Here is a 23,589-nt window from a genome sequence, read left to right on the forward strand (position 1 = left end):
AACCGATTGTGTCCGGCGCTTCTGACGGAAGCGCCCATTAGGATGACCGCCGCCCGTGATATGGATCACGGGTGTTTGGTTTTATCAGGACACGAAGTCATGAATCGAATGCTCAGAAAGCACGCCGGGGTGCTCACCCGCTTGGCGTTTTTGCACGCCCTTTGTCTGACCCCGCTGGTCAGTCAAGCGAATACCTCCGACCAACCCGTGTTCCCGGCGCAAGCCAGCGTTAAAAACGCCGTGTTGGCGCAGATGATCTATGCCAGTGCCGGGGAGATGGCGCTGGCGTTGGCCGAAGGACACTTCACTTCGCAGGAGCTGGTGAGTTATCTCGTCTCCCGTACGGTCGATCTGGATTCGTTCGGACCGGCCATTGACGCGGTGATCGAGTTCAATCCCGAAGCGTTGTCGATTGCCCGGACGTTGGACGAGGAGCGCCAAGGGGGCAATGTGCGTGGTCCCTTGCATGGCATCCCGGTGCTGCTCAAGGACAATATCCACACCGCCGACCAGATGCAGACGGCGGCGGGATCATTGGCCATGGTCGGGGCCGCGGCGGCTGACGATGCCTTTATCGTGCAGAAACTCCGTGAGCAGGGGGCGATCATCCTGGGCAAGACCAACATGAGCGAGTGGGCGAACTTTCGCGGTGACCAATTGCCTGATGGATGGAGCGGGCGAGGGGGACTGACGAAGAATCCCCATGCGCTGGCCGGCGATGTCTGTGGCTCCAGTTCGGGCTCCGCTGCCGCGATCGCAGCGGGGTACGCGCCGCTGTCGTTGGGGACCGACACCTTCGGTTCGGTGATTTGTCCAGCGTCGAAGAATGGCGTCGTCGGCCTGAGGCCTTCGGTGGGGTTGTTAAGCCGCACGGGCATCATTCCCGCTTCTCGTGAACTCGACAGCGCGGGGCCGATCACGCGTACGGTGCGCGATGCAGCATTGCTCCTCAATGCCATGGTGGCACTCGATCCGCGTGACCTGGCCACCGCGCAAGTGCCTGTCAGGAAGGACTACACGCAAAAGCTGAAAGCCGATGCGCTGCAAGGAAAAGTCATCGGCTATCCCAGTCGCTTCAAACCCGGCAGCGCCGACCTGAACGAGCATCCGCAGTTTGCCCAGGCGCTGGATACCCTGCGCCGGGCTGGTGCGCAACTGGTTCCGGTCGACTTGAAGGGGACCGATTGGAGTGACAACGATTGGTCGCGGGTGAGCCGCCTGTTCGAGATGACGATCAAGCGGGTGTTGCCTGGCTATCTGGCCAGTCGTTCAGGTTTGCAAGTCTCGACCCTTCAGGCACTGGTGGATTACAACGAAAGCCATCCCGGTGAGGGAAACTACAACCAGGACCTGCTCAAGCGAGCCAATGCGCTGGCGTTTGACGAGGCTGAATACCTGAAGCTGTCAGATGGATTGGGCGATGAGGCGCGCAGCAACGTCGATAAGTTGCTGGCGGATAACGGACTGGATGCGGCACTGGGGGATCCCCATCCGTTCGCGATTCTTGAGCTGGGAAGCGCAACCTTTGCCGGGTATCCGGGGATTACCGTGCCTTCGGGGATGGACGCCGACGGCATGCCCACTTCGGTGTATTTCTACGGTGCGCGTTGGAGCGAGGCTGAACTGCTGGCGATTGCCTATGGCTACGAGCAGGCTTCGAATGCGCGACAGGACCCGGACTTTGAATAAGCCCGGGTAGCTTGTCGGCCTGCCACCGGGCCGGGTGGCAGGTCGCAGGATCAGCCTTTTACCGCATAGCGAGCAGCGGGCGCCTTGTGTGAAAGATTGGGCTTGAGTGCCTGGCGAGCCTGTTCGAACGCCTGCCAATCGGCAATGTCCGGTAGCGAAGGGATAGTGACCGGTTCGCCGAGGGCCAGGCCGGCGAGTGCCGCATCCACCATCTGCTCGGAACTCATCACGATCTCGCTGGGCAGGTGTTGGACCGGCAAACCGGCGATATCCCAGAACTCGGTGCTGGTGGCACCCGGTAATACGGCCTGGACCTTGACGCCTTTTTCGCTCAGTTCGTGATGCAGGGATTGAGTGAATGCCAGCACGAAAGCCTTGGTTCCGCCATACACACCGTTGAGCAACTCGGGCGCCAGGGCGACGATGGAGGCGATGTTGATGATCGTCCCTTCAGTGCGGGCCACGAAGTTGGTCGCCGCCGCTTTGGCCAGGCGGGTCAGCACCACGACGTTCAAGTGAATCATCGCATCCATTTTCGCTTGTTCGGATTCCAGCAGCGAGGCGGATGCCCCGACGCCGGCGTTGTTCACCAGCAGATTGATCCGCTGGTCCTGCTCGAGGATTTGCGCGATCCGTGCCAGATCGCCCGAGTCATTCAAATCGGCCTGGACCACTTCGACGGTCCGTTGGGTGGCGTTACCCAGTCGCGTGGCCAGTTGCTCCAGGCGTTCGCGGTTGCGTGCTACCAGAATCAGGTCGTAGCCGCTGTGTGCCAGACGGTCGGCGTAGACGGCGCCGATACCGGAAGAGGCGCCGGTAATCAGGGCAAAACCTTTCGAGGATGATTGGGTCATGGCAATTCTCCAGAGTGGCCGGCGAGATGTCGGCGTTGCTGGCGATAAGATTATGGAGGTAATCTATTGTCATCAATGTCATATATCCCACCTTTCAGGACATCGAGGGCTCGCCGTCCATGATCAGCATCGGCATCATCCTGTTTCCGGGCTTCCAGGCCTTGAGCCTGGCCACCGGAACGGTCTTCGAGTACGCCAACCTGGAGGTGGAGCGTCAGGTCTATCGGGTGGATCTGATTTCCGAGCACGGCGGACCGGTCAGCAGCTCCCTGGGTTTTGCGGTCCAGACGCAACCTTTTGGGCGCGAACGCTACGACACGCTGCTGGTGGTGGGGGACAACGATCTGGCAGTGGGATCTGCCGGCCTGATCGACTACCTGCGCAGGGCGCCGGATTTTGCTCGACGAGTGGCGTCGGCCTGCACCGGCTCGTTTCATCTGGCCGCCGCCGGCTTGCTGGACGGGCGCCGCGCGACCACCCACTGGTATCACGCCAGGGAATTCAAACAGCGTTACCCGCAGGTACTCCTGGACGAGGATCGGATCTTCACCCTCGATGGCCCGATCTGGACATCGGCCGGCATGACCGCCTCCATTGACTTGGCCCTGGCGTTGGTCGAACAGGACCTGGGGGTAGAGGTGACCCGTCAGGTCGCCCGTTCGCTGGTGGTTTATCACCGTCGGGCAGGCGGTCAGTCGCAGTTCTCGGCCTTACTGGAACTCGACCCTAAATCCGACCGCATTCAGACCGCCCTGGCCTTCGCCCGGCAGAACCTGCGACAACCTTTGTCGGTTGAACAACTGGCACAGGCTGCTCACCTCAGTCCTCGGCAGTTCAGCCGGTTGTTTCGGGCCGAGACTGGCCAGTCGCCGGCCAAGGCCATTGAACACCTGCGCCTGGAAGCGGCGCGGTTGATGATGGAGTCAGGCTGGCATTCCATCGATATCGTTGCTCGCGACACCGGCTTTGCCGATCCGGAGCGCATGCGCCGCGCCTTTCTGCGTGCTTATGGCCAGCCGCCGCAGGTTATCCGGCGGTCGCTGCAATTGCAGAGCTAGGTGCTGTACGAAAACGTCGGCTCACCAGCCGAAAGTTTTCGTACAGACTCCAGTAAGGTACAGGTTTACCATGGCGCTCGAGACTGGAAGCGGAACGTCAGGAACGACCATGGCTCATCGAATTCATCTCTTCGGCGCGTCGGGCTCCGGCACCACAACGCTGGGAGCTGCACTGGCCGAGCACTTCGGAATTGCGCATTTCGACTCGGACAATTTCTATTGGCAGCCCGCCGCCAAGCCCTTCAGTTGCAAGCGCCCTCGTGAGCAGCGGGCGCAGTTGCTGAGTGAGCAACTGGCCCGGCAGGACAACTGGGTGCTCTCCGGTTCGCTCTGTGGCTGGGGCGATGCGCTGATTCCGACATTCACCCTGGCGATCTTCATGCGCCTCGATCCCGAGGTCCGTTTGCAGCGTTTGCGCACCCGCGAATTCCAGCGCTACGGCGCGCAGATTCATGAAGGGGGAGAGCGTTTTATCGCGACTCGCACCTTCCTGGAGTGGGCGGCGGGCTACGACACCGGCGACCATGGCACGCGCAGCCTCAAACGCCATGAAACCTGGATCAGGAGCTTGCCGTGTCCGGTGTTGCGGTTGGACTCCACCGAGCATGCGGTGGGGGCGCTGGTTGATCAGGTGGCGCGAGCGCTGGAGAGTCCGGCAGCATCGCTGTAAGCCGATTATTCGATCAGTTCGTAATCCTTGCGCTCAATCGGGTCCGGCGTGGTTCCGCGGATATTCATCCCGCGTCCGGGGGCAAACCCGGGGAAGAACACCAGGCCTTCTGCCTCGAAGCGAAAGGCCAGGGCCAAGCGGGTGACATCCTTAAGTGGTTCGCCGGTTTCGAAGCGCTGGATGGCCGCGACCGAGACGCCGGACTCCCGGCTCAACTGCTCATGGCTCCAGCCCAGCATGACGCGAGCCTGCACGCAGTGCTGGGGCGTGAATTGATGCAAAACGATGCGTTCAACGGTGGTCCTCATCACATGACTGGCGGCTTGGCTGGACATGGGGCTCTCCGGGCTTGATCGGTTGATTTGAGAATACTGTGTTTTTGTACAGTTGTTTTCGGACCTGATCAAACGTTTTTTCAGCATTCCGATTATCGGTATCGGGTCGCTGTGCGCGCAGGGATCGCGATCAGCCCAGGTGCAGGCATCAGCCGTGCGACATGCTTTGTCACGACCTTTCTCTGCTTGGCAAAAACATTGTTGTGTAGGGTGTGTATTTTCAGCTTGATGTAAATCAAGCGCGTGTGTACCTTACACAACAGAGCTCAAGGAGTGAGCATGCGAAGCAGAGAGGTCATTGAACTGATCGAAGCCGATGGTTGGTATGAGGTGGCGGTGAAGGGAAGTCACCATCAATTTCGGCATCCGAGAAAGACAGGCCGTGTCACTGTTCCCCATCCCAAGGCGGAAGTTCCTAAGGGAACACTCCATAACATATTGAAGTCGGCTGGCCTGAAGGGCGCAGCGTATAGCGATGGAAACAGTCATGACGTGTTTCCATGTGGGCGAGGTATCCAATGAAATTTCCAGTCGTATTGCATAAAGAGGCGGAATCGGACTACGGCGTGACCGTGCCGGATGTGCCGGGTTGTTTTTCCGCCGGAAGCACTTTTTCCGAAGCCCTGGAGAATGTGCACGAGGCCTTGGCCTTGCACTTCGAGGGGTTGCTGGCGGATGGCGAGCCGTTGCCCCATGCGCAGGAGGCCGATGTCTATCTGGACAATCCGGACTATGCCGGCGGTCTCTGGGCCATCGTCGACTTCGATGTGACGCCTTACCTGGGCAAGTCGGTGAGATTCAACGCCTCGCTGCCCGAGCATCTGCTTGAGCGGATTGACGAGCGTGTGCAGAAGGATCATCGCTACGCCTCGCGCTCTGGGTTTCTGGCGACGGCGGCGTTGCGCGAGTTGTATGCCTGATGGGGTGAATACGGAGAGGCTCAGGGCGTTTGAATCGCGCCCTTTGTCGCCGCTCGGGTCGCTTCGATTCCTGCAATCGCTAATGCCATGGCCTGAGCATAGGTTGCAAAGGGAGAGAGGGATCAGCCAAAGTGACCGGAATCAACAGGAGATAGAACGACATGGCCGTCCGTTGTACATCACTCGAAGAAGTCCGCGAAAACATCGACCGTTTGGACCGGCAGATCGTAACGCTGCTGGCGGAGCGGGGTGCCTACGTCACCGAGGCCGCGCGCTTCAAGAAAGACAGCGATGCGGTCAGGGCACCACAGCGCGTGGAGCAGGTGATAGCCAAGGTGCGGGCATTATCCGAGGAGTACGCTGTCAATCCCGATGTGGTCGAGCAGGTCTACCGGGCCATGATTGCGGCGTTTATCGAGCAGGAGCTGCAAGAGCATGGAAAGGCTCGCCACTTGTCGTTGCCCACCTAGCGTCAAATCGGCGCCAGGGCTCTTGTTTCTGATTAATGGACAACATCGCTGATCGAAACGCGAGGGCTGGAAGCGAAGCACATGGCTTCATAACGCAGTGCCCAGACACAAACAAAAAAGCCCTGAACAAGTTCAGGGCTTTTCGATGTTCCAGTCTATTCACCCAAGGTGAATACCTGCATCAATCCCAGCTCAACGCCCCGCCAGTCTGATACTCGATCACGCGGGTCTCGAAGAAGTTCTTCTCTTTCTTCAAGTCCATGATCTCGCTCATCCATGGGAACGGGTTGGTGGTGCCTGGGTACTCTTCCTTCAAGCCGATCTGGCTCAGGCGACGGTTGGCGATGAACTTGAGGTAGTCCTCCATCATCGCCGCGTTCATGCCCAGCACGCCGCGCGGCATGGTGTCACGGGCGTATTCGATTTCCAGCTGGGTGCCCTGCAGGATCATCTGGGTGGCTTCTTCCTTCATCTCGGCATCCCACAGGTGCGGGTTCTCGATCTTGATCTGGTTGATCACGTCGATGCCGAAGTTCAGGTGCATGGATTCGTCACGCAGGATGTACTGGAACTGCTCGGCGACGCCGGTCATCTTGTTGCGCCGACCCATGGACAGGATCTGGGTGAAGCCGCAGTAGAAGAAGATGCCTTCCAGTACGCAGTAGTAGGCGATCAGGTTGCGCAGCAGTTCCTTGTCGGTCTCGACGGTGCCGGTCTTGAATTCCGGGTCGGAGATCGAACGGGTGTACTTCAGGCCCCAGGTGGCCTTTTTCGCCACCGATGGAATCTCGTGGTACATGTTGAAGATCTCGCCTTCATCCATGGCCAGCGATTCGATGCAGTACTGGTAGGCGTGGGTGTGGATCGCCTCTTCGAAGGCCTGGCGCAGGATGTACTGGCGGCACTCGGGGTTGGTGATCAGGCGGTACACGGCCAGCACCAGGTTGTTCGCCACCAGGGAGTCGGCGGTGGAGAAGAAGCCCAGGTTGCGCATGACGATGCGGCGTTCGTCGTCGGTCAGGCCTTCCGGGTTTTTCCAGAGGGCGATGTCGGCGGTCATGTTGACTTCTTGCGGCATCCAGTGGTTCGCGCAGCCGTCGAGGTACTTCTGCCAGGCCCAGTCGTACTTGAACGGCACGAGCTGGTTGAGGTCGGCGCGGCAGTTGATCATGCGCTTTTCATCGACCGCGACACGGGCTGAAGCGCCTTCGAGCTCGGCCAGGCCTTCGGCGACGTCGAGGGCGTCGAGCGCGGCCTTGGCGCGGGCGATGGCGGCCGAGTCGGAAGCGGTCACGGCACGGGCTTCCAGGGCCGCGGCGCCACCGGCGCTGTCGAGGCGGTCCAGGTTGGCTTCGGTGGCGTGGCCGGCGTTGGCGCCCTTGACGGCTACCTCGCCTTCTTCTTTGTCGAATTCGTCCCAGCTCAGCATGACGTGTCGTCTCCTGCGTGAGGGCCAGATGCCCGTGTGAAAAACATTGATGGTTGGGTGGTCACACGACCAGTGGCCGCTTTGGATCTAAAGGATATGTTGCTTGCAGCAGCGGTTCGTGCACGCAAAAACATGAATAGGTACGGGATGACCCCGTGTCGTCGCCGAGAGAGGGCGCCGGGCCTTCCCCTGGGGCCTGCAAGAGGCTGAATCGACGAGGGTTTTCAGCTCGATTCGGCGCTTTTTCAGGCGCGAATAGAGTCCGACAGTATAAGGTTTTTGTCCGGGCGTTTCAGCCAGTTTTTACCGTCGTGAGGGTAAAGATCCGAGCAGGGGGCGGGCAGGTCGTGGAGGAGGAGGGGGGCGGAGGGAAACACCTTTGCCGCAAGAAGCGCTTCTTGCGGCGGGTGATTTTACAATGCTGGTTCAGGCCGGGGTTTCAACCATGGGAGCAACCGTTACCCATGACGCGGTATTCCATGGTATGCCGGACGCCTTGCGAATCTTCATAGACCATGCGTGCCGGGACAACTTCGCAAACATCCGGAGTTTCACTCATGGAGATAACTTTCTGAATATCCGGGTGGGAACTGTAAGTGTACTGTTCCACCGGAGCAGTCTTGCTGGCAACGTCGGTTGGAATCTCGTCAGCCATGGCGGTTGCACACAGGCTGCTGAGGGCCAGAACGACTAGAGCTTTCATCTCGATTCACCTTTTTCGGGTCGTAAGGGGTCACGTAGCCCTTGTGAGGCTACGTGTGACGCGGTCTTGATTTGAGTTCGAATTAACGGCCTTCGTGGGGGCTGTCGCTAAGTTAATTCGCTGCCTTAGTTGGCGGAGTGGATGTTAAGAGTCTACAAAACATTCATATAGAGGGGGTTTTGATAAAGACTATTGACAAAACCTGTAACAATCGTCGAAAAACGTCGCCGAAGCCCGGTTTTCGAGCTATTTTCAGTCCGCCGGAAATCGCTACAGACCCCGTGTTTTAAGCCTTGCGGCACTTGATACGAGGTTGTGCAGGGGCTTGTTACTACCATCGTCGAATGGTTCCATGGCGCAGGCCCGGCTACAACAGGGCCATAAAACAACAACTACCCACCGAGGTAAGAAAGATGAGTGCGGCTTCCCTGTACCCCGTTCGTCCTGAGGTCCTGGCGACTACGCTGACCGACGAGGCGACCTACAAGGCGATGTACCAGCAGTCGGTCGTCAACCCAGACGGCTTCTGGCGCGAACAAGCCAAGCGCCTCGACTGGATCAAGCCTTTCACCACGGTGAAACAGACCTCCTTCGACGATCACCATGTCGATATCAAGTGGTTTGCCGACGGCACCCTGAACGTTTCCTACAACTGCCTGGACCGCCATCTGGCCGAGCGCGGTGACCAGGTCGCGATCATCTGGGAAGGCGACGATCCCGCCGATTCCCGCAACATCACTTACCGCGAGCTGCACGAGCAGGTCTGCAAGTTCGCCAACGCCCTGCGTGGCCAGGACGTGCACCGTGGCGACGTGGTGACCATCTATATGCCGATGATCCCCGAGGCCGTGGTCGCCATGCTGGCCTGTGCTCGCATCGGCGCGATCCACTCGGTGGTGTTCGGTGGTTTCTCGCCGGAAGCCCTGGCCGGTCGCATCATCGACTGCCGCTCCAAAGTGGTGATCACCGCCGACGAAGGTGTGCGTGCCGGCAAGAAGATCCCGCTCAAGGCCAACGTCGACGACGCCCTGACCAACCCGGAAACCCACAGCATCCAGAAAGTCATCGTGTGCAAGCGCACCGGCGGCGATATCAAGTGGAACCAGCATCGCGACATCTGGTTCGAAGACCTGATGAAGGTGGCCGGCAGTGTCTGTGCGCCGAAGGAGATGGGCGCCGAAGAAGCGCTGTTCATCCTCTACACCTCCGGCTCCACCGGCAAGCCCAAGGGCGTGCAGCACACCAGCGGCGGTTACCTGCTGTATGCGGCGCTGACCCACGAGCGGGTGTTCGACTACCGTCCGGGTGAAGTCTACTGGTGCACCGCCGACGTCGGCTGGGTCACCGGCCACACCTACATTGTCTACGGCCCGCTGGCCAATGGCGCAACCACCGTGCTGTTCGAAGGCGTGCCGAACTATCCGGACATCACCCGGGTGGCGAAGGTCGTCGACAAGCACAAGGTCAACATCCTCTACACCGCACCGACCGCGATCCGCGCCATGATGGCCCAGGGCACGGCGGCTGTCGAAGGCGCCGATGGCAGCAGCCTGCGCCTGCTGGGTTCGGTGGGCGAACCGATCAACCCGGAAGCCTGGGACTGGTACTACAGGAATGTCGGCAAGTCGCGCTGCCCGATCGTCGATACCTGGTGGCAGACCGAGACCGGCGGCAACATGATGAGCCCGCTGCCGGGCGCCCATGCGCTCAAGCCGGGTTCAGCGACGCGGCCGTTCTTCGGCGTGGTGCCGGCGCTGGTGGACAACCTGGGCAACATCATCGAGGGCGCCGCCGAAGGCAACCTGGTGATCCTCGATTCGTGGCCGGGCCAGGCGCGGACCCTGTACGGCGATCATGATCGCTTCGTCGATACCTACTTCAAGACCTTCCGTGGCATGTACTTCACCGGTGATGGTGCGCGCCGCGACGAGGATGGCTACTACTGGATCACCGGGCGTGTGGATGACGTGCTCAACGTGTCCGGCCACCGCATGGGCACCGCCGAGATCGAGAGCGCCATGGTCGCCCACCCGAAAGTCGCCGAGGCGGCGGTGGTGGGAGTGCCGCACGATATCAAGGGGCAGGGCATCTATGTCTATGTCACCCTCAACAGCGGCGAGGAGCCCAGCGAGGCACTGCGCCTGGAGTTGAAGAACTGGGTGCGCAAGGAGATCGGGCCGATTGCCTCGCCGGATGTCATCCAGTGGGCGCCGGGACTGCCGAAGACCCGTTCGGGGAAAATCATGCGGCGTATCCTGCGCAAGATCGCCACGGCGGAGTACGACGGCCTGGGGGATATCTCCACCCTGGCGGATCCGGGCGTGGTGCAGCATCTGATCGATACCCACAAGACCATGAGCGTCGCGTAACCGCCGTTCCAGGTTGACCGAGCCCCGTCCGGCGCTAGCGCCGGGCGGGGCTTTTCATTCCCGGACCGCACACCTCGCATGAAAATGTTAACAATCTCTTTTTCATCAGCTAAGACTTACCAATGACTCAATCAATCCACATCGCTGCTGCCCTATTGATCGACCCTTGCGGCAAGACCCTCTTGGTACGCAAACGCAACACTACGGCTTTTATGCAACCTGGGGGCAAGATCGAACCCGGCGAATTGGCGGTAAATGCCTTGGCCCGGGAGCTGGATGAAGAAATAGGCGTACAAATCGATACTGCCCAAGCGCATTTTTTGGGCATGTTTAGGGCTCCAGCGGCTAACGAACCGGGTTTCGAGGTGTGCTGTGAGCTGTTTCAGATTTCGATAGATGTCCCTGTCAATGCCGCGGCTGAGATAGAAGAGGCGGTTTGGGTTGACCGCCACAGCTACGCGCAATTGCAATTGGCGCCGTTGACTCTGGATCATGTCATGCCGATCTATTTGAGCTTTCGTTAGAGCTGTTTGGGCCTGCAAGTCCGACTGCGCCCGTTTGCGGGGTGGGAGCAGCCGGTCGACGCTCGATTGCTCCGGGCGGCGTTCCGACGATGGACGTCAACGATAACGCGGGGCATCCTGATGCCCCGCGTGCCTGGACTACCATCGCGAGCAAGCTCGCTCCTACAAAGACAGCAATGTCTTTGAAGGAAGTGGGATAAATATCGGTTTTTGCTGTGAATTCCTCCGTCTGTTACCGGTTGTTCGGCAGGTAACCAATTGTGTCACCTGGCGCCCGGGCACGGGGCAAAGGGAAACGCCGGTGCCCGTTTTTGGCCCGAATCCGGGGTCGCGAAAATCTCATCGAACGCCGTGCTTGCCGGAATAGAAGGCTTTGCCAATAATAGGCCCGCTATTTGCAGGATAGATCGGTTATCCCTTCTTTCGCCCTTGCACAAAGCTCAAGGGTTGTCAATGTGTCTGAGACGCTTTCTCGGCGCTTCTGTAATTAGTTGTCGCATTGAGGAAATATCGGCTTCGGACCTGTCGTTAGAATGCCGATCACTCGCTTGTCGTGGCGCGCGCCGAACGCGTTCGCCGCCGACCCTTGCGCGAAGACTGCTTTCCCATCCGCATATTGGGCTGTTGCTCACTCTGCCGTTTTGCCCTTGACCGATGGAGTTCTAAGATGAAGAAACTCGTGCTTCTTGGCGCCCTGGCGCTGTCCGTGCTGTCGCTGCCGACATTCGCCGATGAAAAGCCACTGAAAATTGGTATCGAAGCCGCTTACCCTCCGTTCGCTTCCAAGGCGCCGGACGGCAGCATCGTCGGCTTCGACTACGACATCGGCAACGCCCTGTGCGCCGAGATGAAGGTCAAGTGCGTCTGGGTCGAGCAGGAGTTCGACGGCCTGATCCCGGCCCTCAAGGTCCGCAAGATCGACGCCATCCTGTCGTCCATGTCGATCACCGACGATCGCAAGAAATCGGTCGATTTCACCAACAAGTACTACAACACCCCGGCTCGCCTGGTGATGAAGGAAGGCACCGTTGTCAGTGACAACCTGTCGGAACTCAAGGGCAAGAAGATCGGCGTGCAACGCGGTTCGATCCACAACCGCTTCGCTGAAGAAGTCCTCAAGCCGCTGGGTGCCGAAATCAAGCCTTACGGTTCGCAGAACGAGATCTACCTGGACGTGGCCGCCGGTCGCCTCGACGGCACCGTGGCTGACGCCACCCTGCTGCAGGACGGTTTCCTGAAGACCGACTCCGGCAAGGGCTTCGCGTTCGTCGGTCCGCAATTCACCGACGAGAAATACTTCGGTGACGGTATCGGCATCGCCGTGCGCAAAGGCGACAAGGCCGAGCTGGACAAGATCAACGCCGCCATCGTCGCGATTCGTGCCAATGGCACGTACAAGCAGATCGAGGACAAGTACTTCGACTTCGATATCTACGGCAAGTAATACGCCGCAGCGACAAGTCCGAAATGGCGCAAGCAGCAGGAGCTCTGAGGTTTGCGCCATTTTTTCATCCCTAATTTCGAGGACCTGAATCATGTTGAAAGGCTACGGGGCTGTCATCCTCGATGGCGTTTGGCTGACGCTTCAGCTCGCCTTGTCGTCCATGGCCCTGGCCATTGTTCTGGGTCTGATCGGGGTGGCCTTGCGTCTGTCGCCGGTGCGCTGGCTGGCCCGGCTGGGCGACCTGTATGCCACGGTCATCCGCGGGATTCCCGACCTGGTGCTGATCCTGCTGATCTTCTACGGTGGCCAGGACCTGCTCAACCGCGTCGCGCCGTTGCTCGGTCATGACGATTACATCGACCTCAACCCGCTGGTCGCCGGTATCGGCACCCTGGGGTTCATTTTCGGTGCCTACCTGTCGGAAACCTTTCGCGGGGCCTTCATGGCCATTCCCAAGGGGCAGGCCGAGGCTGGCATGGCCTACGGCATGAGCAGCCTGCAGGTGTTTTTCCGGGTGCTGGTACCGCAGATGGTTCGCCTGGCGATCCCTGGCTTCACCAACAACTGGCTGGTCCTGACCAAGGCCACCGCGCTGATTTCCGTGGTCGGTCTGCAAGACATGATGTTCAAGGCCAAGCAGGCGGCGGACGCCACCCGCGAGCCTTTCACCTTCTTCCTCGCAGTGGCGGCGATGTACCTGGTGATCACCAGTGTCTCGTTGCTGGCATTGCGTCACCTTGAGAAGCGCTACTCGGTAGGCGTAAGGGCGGCTGATCTATGATCTTCGACTACAACGTCATCTGGGAAGCCTTGCCGCTGTACCTCGGCGGCTTGCTGACCACCCTGAAACTGCTGGCCTTGTCGCTGCTGTTCGGTCTCTTGGCGGCGTTGCCGCTGGGGCTGATGCGGGTCTCCAAGCAGCCGGTGGTGAACATGGCCGCCTGGCTCTACACCTACGTGATCCGCGGCACGCCGATGCTGGTGCAGCTGTTCCTGATCTACTACGGTCTGGCCCAGTTCGAGGCGGTGCGCGAGAGTTTCCTCTGGCCCTGGCTGTCGAGCGCGACCTTCTGTGCCTGCCTGGCCTTTGCCATCAACACCAGCGCCTACACCGCCGAAATCATCGCCGGCAGCCTCAAGGCCACGCCCAATGGCGAAATCGAGGCGGCCAAGGCCATGGGCATGTCGCGCTACAAGATGTACCGCCGCATCCTGCTGCCGTCGGCCCTGCGCCGGGCGTTGCCGCAGTACAGCAACGAAGTGATCATGATGCTGCAGACCACCAGTCTGGCGTCCATCGTGACCCTGATCGACATCACCGGTGCCGCCCGTACCGTCAACGCCCAGTATTACCTGCCGTTCGAGGCCTACATCACCGCCGGCGTGTTCTACCTGTGCCTGACCTTCATCCTGGTGCGCCTGTTCAAGCAGGCCGAGGGCCGCTGGCTGAGCTATCTGGCGCCGAGGAAGCACTGACCATGGAACGGCTGCGTTACGCCCAACCCACGATCGGGCTGGCCAAGGTGGCGGGGCGCGTGCCGCGTCGCCACACCGGCTCGCTCAGCGACTGACCTGACTGTTTTTGTGAGAACCGACCGCATGTACAAGCTTGAAGTCCAAGACCTGCATAAACGCTATGGCAGTCACGAAGTGCTCAAGGGCGTGTCCCTGGAAGCCGCCGCTGGCGATGTGATCAGCATCATCGGCTCCAGTGGCTCCGGCAAAAGTACTTTCCTGCGCTGCATCAACCTGCTGGAACAGCCCCATGCCGGGCGTATCCTGCTCAACAACGAAGAGCTGAAGCTGGTGGCCAGCAAGGACGGCGCGATGAAGGCCGCCGACCCGAAACAGTTGCAGCGCATGCGCTCGCGGCTGTCGATGGTGTTCCAGCATTTCAACCTGTGGTCGCACATGACCGCGTTGGAAAACATCATCGAGGCACCGGTGCACGTCCTCGGCGTGTCGAAGAAAGAAGCGCTGGAAAAGGCCGAGCACTACCTGGCGAAAGTCGGCGTGGCGCATCGCAAGGACGCCTACCCGGGTCATATGTCCGGTGGCGAGCAGCAGCGCGTGGCGATTGCCCGGGCGCTGGCGATGGAGCCGGAAGTGATGCTGTTCGACGAACCGACCTCGGCACTGGACCCCGAACTGGTGGGCGACGTGTTGAAGGTGATGCAGGCCCTGGCCCAGGAAGGCCGGACCATGGTGGTGGTGACCCACGAGATGGGCTTTGCCCGTGAAGTCTCCAACCAGCTGGTGTTTTTGCATAAAGGCGTGGTGGAAGAGCGCGGTAATCCGCGCGAAGTGCTGGTTAATCCACAGTCCGAGCGCCTGCAGCAATTCCTCTCGGGCAGCTTGAAATAGTCGTCGTTTTTTATGCTGCCGTTGCGCACCCAAATAGGTCATGCTGCGCGCCATGCGCGGCGTGGTCTACTTTGAGTGGGCTGCCCTCGGCTTTTCACTCTGTTCTGTTTTCGGATTGCCTGCCATGACTGCCCATCGAATCGGTTTCCTGATTTGGCCCAGCACCCAAGCCTTGACGCTGGCGCTGGCCGAGGAGGCCTTGCGTGTCGCACAGCGGGTGCATCCGGAAGTGGTCTACGAATTGTCCTTCCTGCAGGCCGAGGCGTCCGCCGAGGTCGCGGCCGCCGGCACCTGGCAGCTGCCGGGCGAGCCCTGGGCCGGCAAGCTGGAAGGTTTCCAGAAACTCTTCCTGCTGGCGGACGAGCCGCCCACCAGCCTGGCGCCGGCCTTGAGCAGTGCCCTCAAGCAACTGGTTCGCGCCGGTTGCGTGGTGGCCGGTTTGTCCGCCGGGGTGTACCCGCTGGCCCAACTGGGTTTGCTCGACGGTTACCGTGCGGCGGTGCACTGGCGCTGGCAGGATGATTTCGCCGAACGTTTTCCCAAGGTGATCGCCACCAGTCATCTGTTCGACTGGGATCGTGATCGCCTGACCGCCTGTGGCGGCATGTCGGTGCTGGACCTGTTGCTGGCGGTACTCGCCCGTGACCATGGTGCCGAGTTGGCCGGCGCGGTTTCCGAGGAACTGGTGGTCGAGCGTATCCGCGAAGGCGGTGAGCGCCAGCGCATTCCCTTGCAGAACCGCCTGGGCTCCAGCCATCCGAAACTGACCCAGGCCGTGCTGCTGATGGAGGCCAATATCGAGGAGCCGCTGACCACCGACGAGATCGCCCAGCATGTCTGTGTGTCGCGGCGTCAGTTGGAGCGTATCTTCAAGCAGTACCTCAACCGCGTGCCGAGCCAGTATTACCTGGAGCTGCGCCTGAACAAGGCGCGGCAGATGCTGATGCAGACCAGCAAGTCGATCATCCAGATCGGTCTGTCCTGCGGTTTCTCCTCGGGGCCGCATTTCTCCAGCGCCTACCGCAATTTCTTTGGCGCCACGCCGCGCGAAGATCGCAACCAGCGGCGCAGCAGCAGCCCGTTCGAGTTGTCATCGGTGCCTTCGGAACGCGGCTAAGGCTTATTCTTCGCGGGGCGTGGGCGGCGTTATGGGGGATGCCACTGGCGGGACACTGCCGCCATTGTCGCTTTCGCTCTCGTCGCCGCTGCTCACATCGTCACCGATCAGGATTCTGACCTGCTGTACGCCGTCGTTCAGCTCTCTGTAGCTGCGGACTCTTTGCAGGCTGGCCTCCGTCAGCGGGTTGTTCCTGAAGTCATAGGTCACCGATTGCGAGGTCGGTACCTCGAACAGGCTTTCCGGTATGTCGCTGATCTGGTTGTCGCGCAAGTCGGCAATCCCCAGTACGCGTAGTCCGAACAGCCCCTCGGGTGTCTGTTGGATACCGCTGTCGCTCAGGTCGAGCACTCTCAGGTCCGTCATCCGTGCGACGTTCGGTGTCAGCAGTATGCCCTCGGCTCGCAGCGTGGCCGATTGCAGCGGATTGCCGGACAGGTCCAGCATGTGCAGGCCGGTCATGTCCGCGAGCTGTCGGTGTGAGGTTTCGCTCAGTCGGATCCGGCCGTAGGGCAGTTCCAGGTTTCTCAAGTGCGGCATGTCGAAAATCGCGGCGGGGAAGTCCCGGTCCATAAAGCTGGAGGCATACAGCACGCGTAGATGGGGGAAGCTGTGGAGGAAGCCGTCGAGTCCGTGGCTGGCGCCGTAACCGTGGATCTCCAGGCGGGCGAGATGGCTGAAATCCGCTGAGAGCGCGGGCAGTCTGCCGGTGAATCGCTGGGTGAAGGTGAAGCTATACAAGTGCGTGCCGTCAGGCAGCATTTCTTCGCTCTGGCGCTGCCAACTCCGTTGCAGCTCTTGGGCAAAGTCATCTCGGTTCAGACTTTCCAGCGCCAACTCGACCGGGCTCAGCGGTGCCTGCGTTTGCGGGTGAAGCGCGGGGATATCGCTGGTCCAGGCCTGTAGATCGGCTTGCAGCTGGCGGTATTGGGCTTCCAGTCGGTTCAACTGGCTCAAGGACTCCTTGAGGATTCGCGGTTGGGCCCGAATGAAGCTCTCCAGCTGTTCGCCATTCAGGCCCGGATAGAGCGCCTGGATGCGTGTTCGCTCGACCTGGGACTGAACGCCGAGTGAGTGGCCGGTTCTGCGGTAATAGTCCCGGGCGAGTTGCAGGCTGGACTCGGACAGTGGATTGCCGTTCAGGTCCAGGCCGGAGCCGAGGTTGCCGGAAACCTCATTGAGTGTCTGCGGCAGGTCGCTGATGGCATTGTCGCTGAGCAGGGCGGCTTCCAATCGCGGCAGTTCGAACAGGCCCTCGGGAATCGCGTTGATTCCGGTGTGACTCAGGTCGATGACCTCCAGTGCCTGCAGTTGACGCAGGTCGGGGGGCTGGCCGAGAGGGTTGTGGCTCAGGTCGAGAATCTCCAGGGTCCGCATGCCGGAGAGTGCTTGCGTCGTCTGGGCGGTCAGGCGCAGATTGCAGTTGACCAGGCTCATTTCGGTCAGGCGCCCTTGTGTGATCGATTCGGGCAGGCTGTCGAGTTGGAAGCCGCGTATGGAGAGCCGGCGCAGGTCGGGAAAGCGCGCCATGAACCGGGCCAACTCCCGGGCCGGGGTGTCGGCCACTAGGTTCAGGTAGCGGACATGGTTGAAGTCGACCGACAGTTCGGGCAATTCGCCCAGCAAGCCATTGGCGCTGAGGGTGTAGCCGTGCTCCTCGGGATTGTTGGAGTAGAACAGGTCGGGCTCACGGCGCCAGCAACGCCGGATGGCTTCGGCGAACTGGGCGCGGGTGCGTTGTTGGTTGACGCGCTGCATCAGGCTCAAGCGTTCCCCGCTGATCGGGTGAGTGGAGGAGGTGATGAATGACCAGAGCTCCAGCTCCTCCGTCAGTCGTTCGTACTCCTGCTCCAGCCGCCGCAGTTCATCGAAGACCCGCATACTGCCCAGGCTGCCGATAAATTGCCGGATCTGCTCATCGGAGAAGCTCGGAAACAGCCGGGCTACACGATCCTCGAGGGCCCAGCGACTGCCCGCCTGCGGCGCCCCACGGCCGCTGAGCTGATAACCGGGTCGCCTCTTGGCCAAGGCCATGGGTGATTGTCCGCTGGGGATGGGCGGTGGCATTTCCAGTATCTGGCGGAGTGCGTCGGGCCCGGGCAAGGGGCTGTTCTGCACGGCTTGCCGGAGTTGCTCACCCTGCTTGGGGCTGGGGTAACCCAGTTCGCGGCGCTGGGTGTCGGGCAGGGCATGCAGCAGCGAGGCGTAGAGATCATCGGAGTCGTGCAGCTCCTGGTCCAGGGCATCGCGGGTCTGGTACAGGTCGTTTTCCTTGATCAGCACTTTGCAGATCGGCGCGTCGGCGCTGCCGATGCTATCGAGCAACGGCCCGGTTGACGATTGCGTGCGCACCTCGATACGCACTTGCGTGGACCAGCCGGGGAGGCGTTGCACACTGTGCAGCATGAGCTTTTCGCTGTCGGCATTGCCGCTCGACGTCAGATACAACCCCTCGCGGGCGCGGGCCAGGCGCACCTGCTGGCGATACTGCGCGGCTTCGTCGGCGATGTCCGGGGCGATTTCGGCGGACTCGCGCAAGGCTTGCAGTTGTGCACCGCTGGCCTGTTCGGCGAGTTCTTCGAGCACGACCACGGGCAGGTCGGGAAACGCTGTTTGCAGCACGCCCACCGAGGGATCGCGTGATTGGGTACGAAACCGGTATTGCGATTCGAACAGTGCTTTTCGGCGCAGGTGGGCATGTCGGGCGATTTGCTTGCGAAAGTTCAGCAACCGCGTTTCCGGCTTTTCGGCGGGGGTGGCGAAACTCTGGCTTTCCCCCAGCAGTGTGCGGATATCGCTTTCCTTCAGGTCGGGCGAGTTCAGTAGGGTCTTGAGCAGATCGCCGTCGTGCAAGGGGGCGAGCGGGATGACCACCGGTTGCCCCTGGGTTGTGCCGGTGCGGGTGGTCTCCATGATCACCCGTCCCTGGTTGTCCACCAGCTGTAGTGCCCTGGGCTGCGCTTGCCAGAGGTCCAGCAGAATCTGCTCCTGCATGCTTTCGTCGGGTGCGGCCTCGCCGCGGGCCATCTGCTCGATGAAACGCTGGATATCGCGGTCGAGGCGAAAGCGCAGCAGGCTGTCCTTGAGCAGTGCGGGGGGCCGCTGACTGTCGAAATGCACCCGGCGCAGCAGGGCTTCGTCGGTGTCGCTGACCGCCATGATCCGCGCGGTGTCGATGTCGGAAAAGGCTTCGCCGGCCAGACCCAGGCGGTGCATCAGCTGCGGGCCTTGCCACTGCAAGGGGTTCTCCAGTTCGTGAAACCAGGCACCGGCACCGTTATGCCTGAAGCTGGGCGAGTATTGGCCGGGTCTGTTCGGGTGCTTGATCCTGCCACGATTGCCCTGCGGATTCAGTTCGGCTTCATAGAGTCTGTCGTCCTGTTTGAGGTATTGGCGGCCGTTGATTTCATACAGGCCGCTGGCGTTCGGTTGCAGGCTCTCGGGCCGTGCCGGTGATTGCTCGTAGGGTGTCAGGTCCGGTTTCCACAGGGTGCTTTCTCCGCTGGGCAGGGTCACTTGTTTCAACTCCTTGACCAGTCCGGCCCCGGCAAATCGGTGGGCGACCACGCTGATGCCGCCAATCAGCGCCAGGTTCAGGGTGACACCGATCAGACCTTTGAGGGCTTGTTCACGCTCGTCGTGATGCCAGTCTTCGATACCGTTGTAGACCGCGCTGATCATCTGCGCGCCGGCCACCGCCAGCATGGCCTCGCCCAGCCCGGGGACGAACAGGGCGGCGACGTTCAGCAGATTCAGGCCGATATTCGCCAGCGATTGCAGGTAGTCGCGCTGGTCCTGGCGGTCGACAGTGGCCACCGGCACGGCGCTGAAGTTGCCATCGTCCAGCAGCTTGACCAGGTGCTGGGTATGGAGTTCACGGAGTGGCTGGCCGATCAGCGGAAAACGTTTGAGTTGCAGCTCGGCCGCCGTGCCCGAGGTGCCAAGGCTGCGCTCGAGGGCGCTGAAAAAAGCCGATTGGGTGCGCAGGTTGATGTAGCGGCTGAAGAAGCTCCGGTAGTCGCTGCTGCCCAGGCGGCGGCCCAGTTCCTCTTCGAACGCGTCGAAGCTGGCGTATTGCTTGAGGGCCTGCTCCGGATCACCGCTCAGATAGACGATACAAGGGCGGTTGCGCGCGGCCAGGGTGTCCTGGTGCTCAATCAGCAAGGCGCCTTTGAGGGTGACGCCGGTCGAGCTGCTGAGGGGCGTCTTGAAGTTGAACAGCTGCAATTCGCTGCAGTTCACCGGTTTGCCATCCCAGTGGGGCAAGGGCTCCTTTTGACTGACGGCGTTCAGAAAGTCGTGGGTCGAGGCGCTGATATGGCCTTTCATCAGGGCGATATGGGCCTGGGTAACCAGTTCGTGGTTTTCACTGAGTTCATACTGATCGCGAAAGCTGTTGTCAGCCTCGCCCGAGGGCTTTTTCGGCAGCAGCACCGCCTCCATATGGCGGTCGTACTGACCACCGATATCCAGCTCCCGGCACAGCTCGACGAATGCCCGCGGCGTGAAGGCTTGAATGGGCAGGGTCTGCCTGTCGTTGAGCCATCGGTACAGACGGGATTCGTTGTAGAACACCGGGTTCTCATGCCGGGGCGTGACGAAGTTCTTCAGGGCGGCCTCAAGCAGGCTCATGTCGACGACGGATACCTTGCGCGGTGTCGAGAGGGTGGCGGCGGTGATCAGCCGTACGCAGGTGATTCGGTCGTGTTGCCGATCCAGTCGGTGTCCGAAGCGGGTTCTCAGGGCGTTGGAAAGGATCGGCACGGCAAAGGCCTCGAGGCCCTGCAAACCTTGCAGGTGCTCGGCCACCCGGGTCTTGTGGGTGTGGGTCAGCAACAGGCTGTCGCCATAGCTCTGGCGCAGGGACTGGGGGGCGTCGGTCAGCCAGTTCGGCAGTTTGCTTTTGATCAGTTCGAAATTGTCGGGGTAATGCGCGGACGTGGTTGCGGCGGGCGTCGGCATGGCGTGGTTTCTCGTGTGGCGAGTAAAGCAGCGAGGCTATCCAGCGCCCGGGGACAGCCGTGCCTAAATAGATACCAAAACCGCGGCCAGCGTTTAAACTGCGCCTTTGCGACGCAATTTGTCGCATTGCCGACAACCTCGGCAAAACCCGGTTTGGCGCTATAAGAAGTTGTCGCTTGGCGGCAAGGCCTGACCGAAAACTGTCCTTACAATCCCCCCATCGCTCGCCAGTTCCAGGCAGGCGTTCCTCTTCAGGAGACTCCGATGTCCGTTGAGCAAGCTCCGGTGCAACGCGCCGATTTCGATCAGGTCATGGTTCCCAACTACGCACCTGCGGCTTTTATTCCTGTGCGTGGCGCGGGTTCCCGAGTGTGGGACCAGGCGGGCCGGGAGCTGATCGATTTCGCCGGCGGTATCGCGGTTAACGTATTGGGTCACGCGCATCCGGCGCTGGTCGGCGCGCTGACCGAACAGGCGAACAACCTGTGGCATGTGTCCAACGTGTTCACCAACGAGCCGGCCTTGCGCCTGGCCAAGAAGCTGGTGGACGCCACCTTCGCCGAGCGCGTGTTCTTCTGCAACTCCGGCGCCGAAGCCAACGAGGCCGCCTTCAAGCTGGCCCGTCGTGTGGCGTTCGACCGCTTCGGTTCGGAGAAGTACGAAATCATCGCCGCGCTCAACAGCTTCCACGGCCGCACCCTGTTCACCGTGAACGTCGGTGGCCAGTCGAAGTATTCCGATGGCTTCGGTCCGAAAATCACCGGTATCACCCATGTGCCGTTCAATGATCTGGACGCGCTGAAAGCGGCAGTCTCGGACAAGACCTGCGCCGTGGTGCTGGAACCGATCCAGGGCGAGGGCGGCGTGCTGCCGGCCGAGCTGTCCTACCTGCAAGGCGCCCGCGAGCTGTGCAACCAGCACGACGCGCTGCTGGTGTTCGACGAAGTGCAGACCGGCATGGGCCGCAGCGGCGAACTGTTCGCCTACATGCACTACGGCGTGATTCCGGACATCCTCACCAGCGCCAAGAGCCTGGGCGGCGGTTTCCCGATTGCCGCGATGCTGACCACGGAAGCGCTGGCCAAGCACCTGGTGGTCGGAACCCACGGCACCACCTACGGCGGCAACCCGCTGGCGTGTGCGGTCGGCAACGCGGTGATCGATGTGATCAACACCCCGCAAGTGTTGAGCGGTGTGAAAGCCAAGCACGACCTGTTCAAGACCCGCCTGGAGCAGATCGGTGCCCAATACGGCCTGTTCACCCAGGTGCGTGGCATGGGCCTGTTGCTCGGTTGCGTGCTGGCCGATGCCTGGAAGGGCAAGGCCAAGGACGTGTTCAACGCCGCGGAAAAAGAAAACCTGATGATCCTGCAGGCCGGCCCGGACGTGATTCGTTTCGCCCCGAGCCTGGTGGTTGAAGAGGCGGACATCAACGAAGGCCTGGATCGCTTCGAGCGCGCCGTGGCCAAGCTGACTCAAGCCTGATGGACCGCCCGCTGGTGGCCCTGGATGGCCGCCAGCGGGCCAAATTTCCTGTACCGGGCCACCACGCTCTTATGACGGGCGGCGTTCCCCCGGTATTTTTTTCTGTCGGTGCCAAGCACCGACCTGTTCTGGATTGAAGGAGTGACACCATGCTGGTGATGCGCCCCGCGCAAATGGCTGACCTGGACGAGGTACGGCGCCTGGCCGCGGACAGCCCGATCGGTGTCACTTCCCTGCCGGACGACGAAGGCCGCCTGCGCGACAAGATCGCGGCAAGCGAAGCCTCGTTCGCCGCCGAGGTCAGCTTCAATGGTGAAGAAAGCTATTTCTTCGTGCTTGAAGACACCGACACCGGCAAGCTGGCGGGCTGCTCGGCCATCGTGGCCTCGGCCGGCTACTCGGAACCGTTCTACAGCTTCCGCAACGAGACCTTCGTGCATGCGTCCCGCGAGCTGAAGATCCACAACAAGATCCATGTGCTTTCCCAGTGCCACGACCTGACCGGCAACAGCCTGCTGACCAGCTTCTACGTGGTCCCGGAGCTGGTGGGTTCGGCCTGGTCGGAACTCAATTCCCGCGGGCGTCTGCTGTTCGTCGCCAGCCACCCGGAACGGTTCGCCGATTCGGTGGTGACCGAGATCGTCGGCTACAGCGACGAACAGGGCGACTCGCCCTTCTGGGACGCCATCGGGCGTAACTTCTTCGACCTGAACTACGCTGAGGCCGAGCGCCTGTGCGGCCTGAAAAGCCGGACCTTCCTCGCCGAGCTGATGCCGCACTACCCGATCTATGTGCCGCTGCTGCCGGACGCCGCGCAGGAAGCGATGGGCCAGGTGCACCCGCGTGCGCAGATCACCTTCGACATCCTGATGCGCGAAGGTTTCGAAACCGATCACTACATCGACATCTTCGATGGCGGCCCGACCCTGCATGCACGGGTGAGCGGGATTCGCTCCATCGCCCAGAGCCGGGTGGTGCCGGTGAAGATCGGTGATGCCGGCAAGGGCGGCGGTCGCCAGTACCTGGTGTCCAACGCGCAGCTGCAGGACTACCGCGCGGTGTTGCTGGAGCTCGATTATGCGCCGGGCAAACCGGTCACCCTGGACCTGCAAGCCGCCGAGGCCCTGGGCGTCGGCGAAGGCGCCAGCGTGCGCCTGGTAGCGGTTTAAGGCCGGTATCGAAAGCAGCCTTACAGC

General features: G+C 61.1%; 20 protein-coding genes. 15 read left to right on the forward strand and 5 right to left on the reverse strand.

Features of this window, described 5'->3' with window-relative positions:
- Positions 1–99: 99 nt before the first annotated feature.
- Positions 100–1,689: an amidase family protein gene (locus NUH87_RS23925; RefSeq protein WP_338522955.1), complete on the forward strand. Its 1,590-nt coding sequence runs from the start codon at positions 100–102 to the stop codon at positions 1,687–1,689.
- Positions 1,690–1,739: 50 nt separating this feature from the next.
- Here the strand turns inward: NUH87_RS23925 and NUH87_RS23930 are convergent, their stop codons facing one another.
- Complete coding sequence (locus tag NUH87_RS23930) at positions 1,740–2,543, reverse strand: SDR family oxidoreductase (protein WP_338522956.1); 804 nt, start codon at positions 2,541–2,543, stop codon at positions 1,740–1,742.
- A gap of 119 nt (positions 2,544–2,662) precedes the next feature.
- On the opposite strand from NUH87_RS23930, the gene NUH87_RS23935 reads away from it, so the two are divergent.
- Positions 2,663–3,601: a GlxA family transcriptional regulator gene (locus NUH87_RS23935; RefSeq protein ID WP_338522957.1), complete on the forward strand. Its 939-nt coding sequence runs from the start codon at positions 2,663–2,665 to the stop codon at positions 3,599–3,601.
- A 109-nt stretch (positions 3,602–3,710) separates the two neighbouring features.
- The gene (locus NUH87_RS23940) at positions 3,711–4,271 is read left to right on the forward strand and encodes an AAA family ATPase (protein ID WP_338522958.1); all 561 of its coding nucleotides are present in this window, start codon (positions 3,711–3,713) and stop codon (positions 4,269–4,271) included.
- A 5-nt stretch (positions 4,272–4,276) separates the two neighbouring features.
- On the opposite strand, the gene NUH87_RS23945 is transcribed toward NUH87_RS23940, so the two are convergent.
- Complete coding sequence (locus NUH87_RS23945; RefSeq protein WP_338522959.1) at positions 4,277–4,606, reverse strand: helix-turn-helix transcriptional regulator; 330 nt, start codon at positions 4,604–4,606, stop codon at positions 4,277–4,279.
- A 279-nt stretch (positions 4,607–4,885) separates the two neighbouring features.
- On the opposite strand from NUH87_RS23945, the gene NUH87_RS23950 reads away from it, so the two are divergent.
- The 3 genes from NUH87_RS23950 (at position 4,886) to NUH87_RS23960 (ending at position 5,996) form a co-directional block, all read left to right on the forward strand.
- Positions 4,886–5,128: a type II toxin-antitoxin system HicA family toxin gene (locus NUH87_RS23950; protein ID WP_338522960.1), complete on the forward strand. Its 243-nt coding sequence runs from the start codon at positions 4,886–4,888 to the stop codon at positions 5,126–5,128.
- Positions 5,125–5,526, forward strand: a complete 402-nt coding sequence (locus tag NUH87_RS23955; RefSeq protein ID WP_040070208.1) for a type II toxin-antitoxin system HicB family antitoxin — start codon at positions 5,125–5,127, stop codon at positions 5,524–5,526. Before NUH87_RS23950 ends, NUH87_RS23955 begins: the two co-directional genes overlap by 4 nt.
- 161 nt (positions 5,527–5,687) lie before the next feature.
- Positions 5,688–5,996: a chorismate mutase gene (locus NUH87_RS23960; RefSeq protein WP_338522961.1), complete on the forward strand. Its 309-nt coding sequence runs from the start codon at positions 5,688–5,690 to the stop codon at positions 5,994–5,996.
- A 181-nt stretch (positions 5,997–6,177) separates the two neighbouring features.
- Here the strand turns inward: NUH87_RS23960 and NUH87_RS23965 are convergent, their stop codons facing one another.
- Together NUH87_RS23965 and NUH87_RS23970 are read right to left on the reverse strand one after the other, a co-directional pair.
- Positions 6,178–7,425 carry a ribonucleotide-diphosphate reductase subunit beta gene (locus NUH87_RS23965; RefSeq protein ID WP_338522962.1) on the reverse strand — a complete coding sequence of 416 codons (1,248 nt, stop codon included), beginning with the start codon at positions 7,423–7,425 and terminating at the stop codon, positions 6,178–6,180.
- 439 nt (positions 7,426–7,864) lie between these two features.
- A complete protein-coding gene (locus tag NUH87_RS23970; RefSeq protein ID WP_040070205.1) occupies positions 7,865–8,128 on the reverse strand; it encodes a DUF2790 domain-containing protein in 264 nt (87 codons plus the stop codon).
- Positions 8,129–8,541: 413 nt separating this feature from the next.
- On the opposite strand from NUH87_RS23970, the gene acs reads away from it, so the two are divergent.
- The 7 genes from acs (at position 8,542) to NUH87_RS24005 (ending at position 15,946) form a co-directional block, all read left to right on the forward strand.
- Positions 8,542–10,497 carry an acetate--CoA ligase gene (gene acs, locus NUH87_RS23975; RefSeq protein WP_338522963.1) on the forward strand — a complete coding sequence of 652 codons (1,956 nt, stop codon included), beginning with the start codon at positions 8,542–8,544 and terminating at the stop codon, positions 10,495–10,497.
- Positions 10,498–10,619: 122 nt separating this feature from the next.
- Entirely contained in the window at positions 10,620–11,021 is a 402-nt protein-coding gene (locus NUH87_RS23980; RefSeq protein WP_338522964.1) for an NUDIX domain-containing protein, read from the forward strand.
- Positions 11,022–11,688: 667 nt separating this feature from the next.
- The gene (locus NUH87_RS23985; RefSeq protein ID WP_040070202.1) at positions 11,689–12,465 is read left to right on the forward strand and encodes an ABC transporter substrate-binding protein; all 777 of its coding nucleotides are present in this window, start codon (positions 11,689–11,691) and stop codon (positions 12,463–12,465) included.
- 91 nt (positions 12,466–12,556) lie between these two features.
- Positions 12,557–13,246 (forward strand): ABC transporter permease, encoded by a 690-nt coding sequence (locus NUH87_RS23990; RefSeq protein ID WP_040070201.1) that lies wholly within the window; start codon positions 12,557–12,559, stop codon positions 13,244–13,246.
- Entirely contained in the window at positions 13,243–13,941 is a 699-nt protein-coding gene (locus NUH87_RS23995) for an ABC transporter permease (RefSeq protein WP_338522965.1), read from the forward strand. The genes NUH87_RS23990 and NUH87_RS23995 overlap by 4 nt, the downstream gene beginning before the upstream one ends.
- A 123-nt stretch (positions 13,942–14,064) precedes the next feature.
- On the forward strand, positions 14,065–14,829 hold the full coding sequence (locus NUH87_RS24000) for an ABC transporter ATP-binding protein (protein ID WP_338522966.1): 765 nt from the start codon (positions 14,065–14,067) through the stop codon (positions 14,827–14,829).
- A 124-nt stretch (positions 14,830–14,953) separates the two neighbouring features.
- Positions 14,954–15,946 carry a GlxA family transcriptional regulator gene (locus NUH87_RS24005; RefSeq protein WP_338522967.1) on the forward strand — a complete coding sequence of 331 codons (993 nt, stop codon included), beginning with the start codon at positions 14,954–14,956 and terminating at the stop codon, positions 15,944–15,946.
- Between the two features lie 3 nt (positions 15,947–15,949).
- Here NUH87_RS24005 and NUH87_RS24010 read toward each other — a convergent pair whose 3' ends face one another.
- Complete coding sequence (locus tag NUH87_RS24010; RefSeq protein ID WP_338522968.1) at positions 15,950–20,908, reverse strand: dermonecrotic toxin domain-containing protein; 4,959 nt, start codon at positions 20,906–20,908, stop codon at positions 15,950–15,952.
- Positions 20,909–21,172: 264 nt separating this feature from the next.
- On the opposite strand from NUH87_RS24010, the gene NUH87_RS24015 reads away from it, so the two are divergent.
- The gene (locus tag NUH87_RS24015; protein ID WP_338522969.1) at positions 21,173–22,393 is read left to right on the forward strand and encodes an aspartate aminotransferase family protein; all 1,221 of its coding nucleotides are present in this window, start codon (positions 21,173–21,175) and stop codon (positions 22,391–22,393) included.
- Positions 22,394–22,542: 149 nt separating this feature from the next.
- The gene (gene aruF / locus NUH87_RS24020) at positions 22,543–23,562 is read left to right on the forward strand and encodes an arginine/ornithine succinyltransferase subunit alpha (protein ID WP_338522970.1); all 1,020 of its coding nucleotides are present in this window, start codon (positions 22,543–22,545) and stop codon (positions 23,560–23,562) included.
- Positions 23,563–23,589: the final 27 nt, after the last annotated feature.

The organism is Pseudomonas batumici (genome assembly GCF_036585405.1).
In the GTDB taxonomy this organism is placed as follows: domain Bacteria; phylum Pseudomonadota; class Gammaproteobacteria; order Pseudomonadales; family Pseudomonadaceae; genus Aquipseudomonas; species Aquipseudomonas batumici.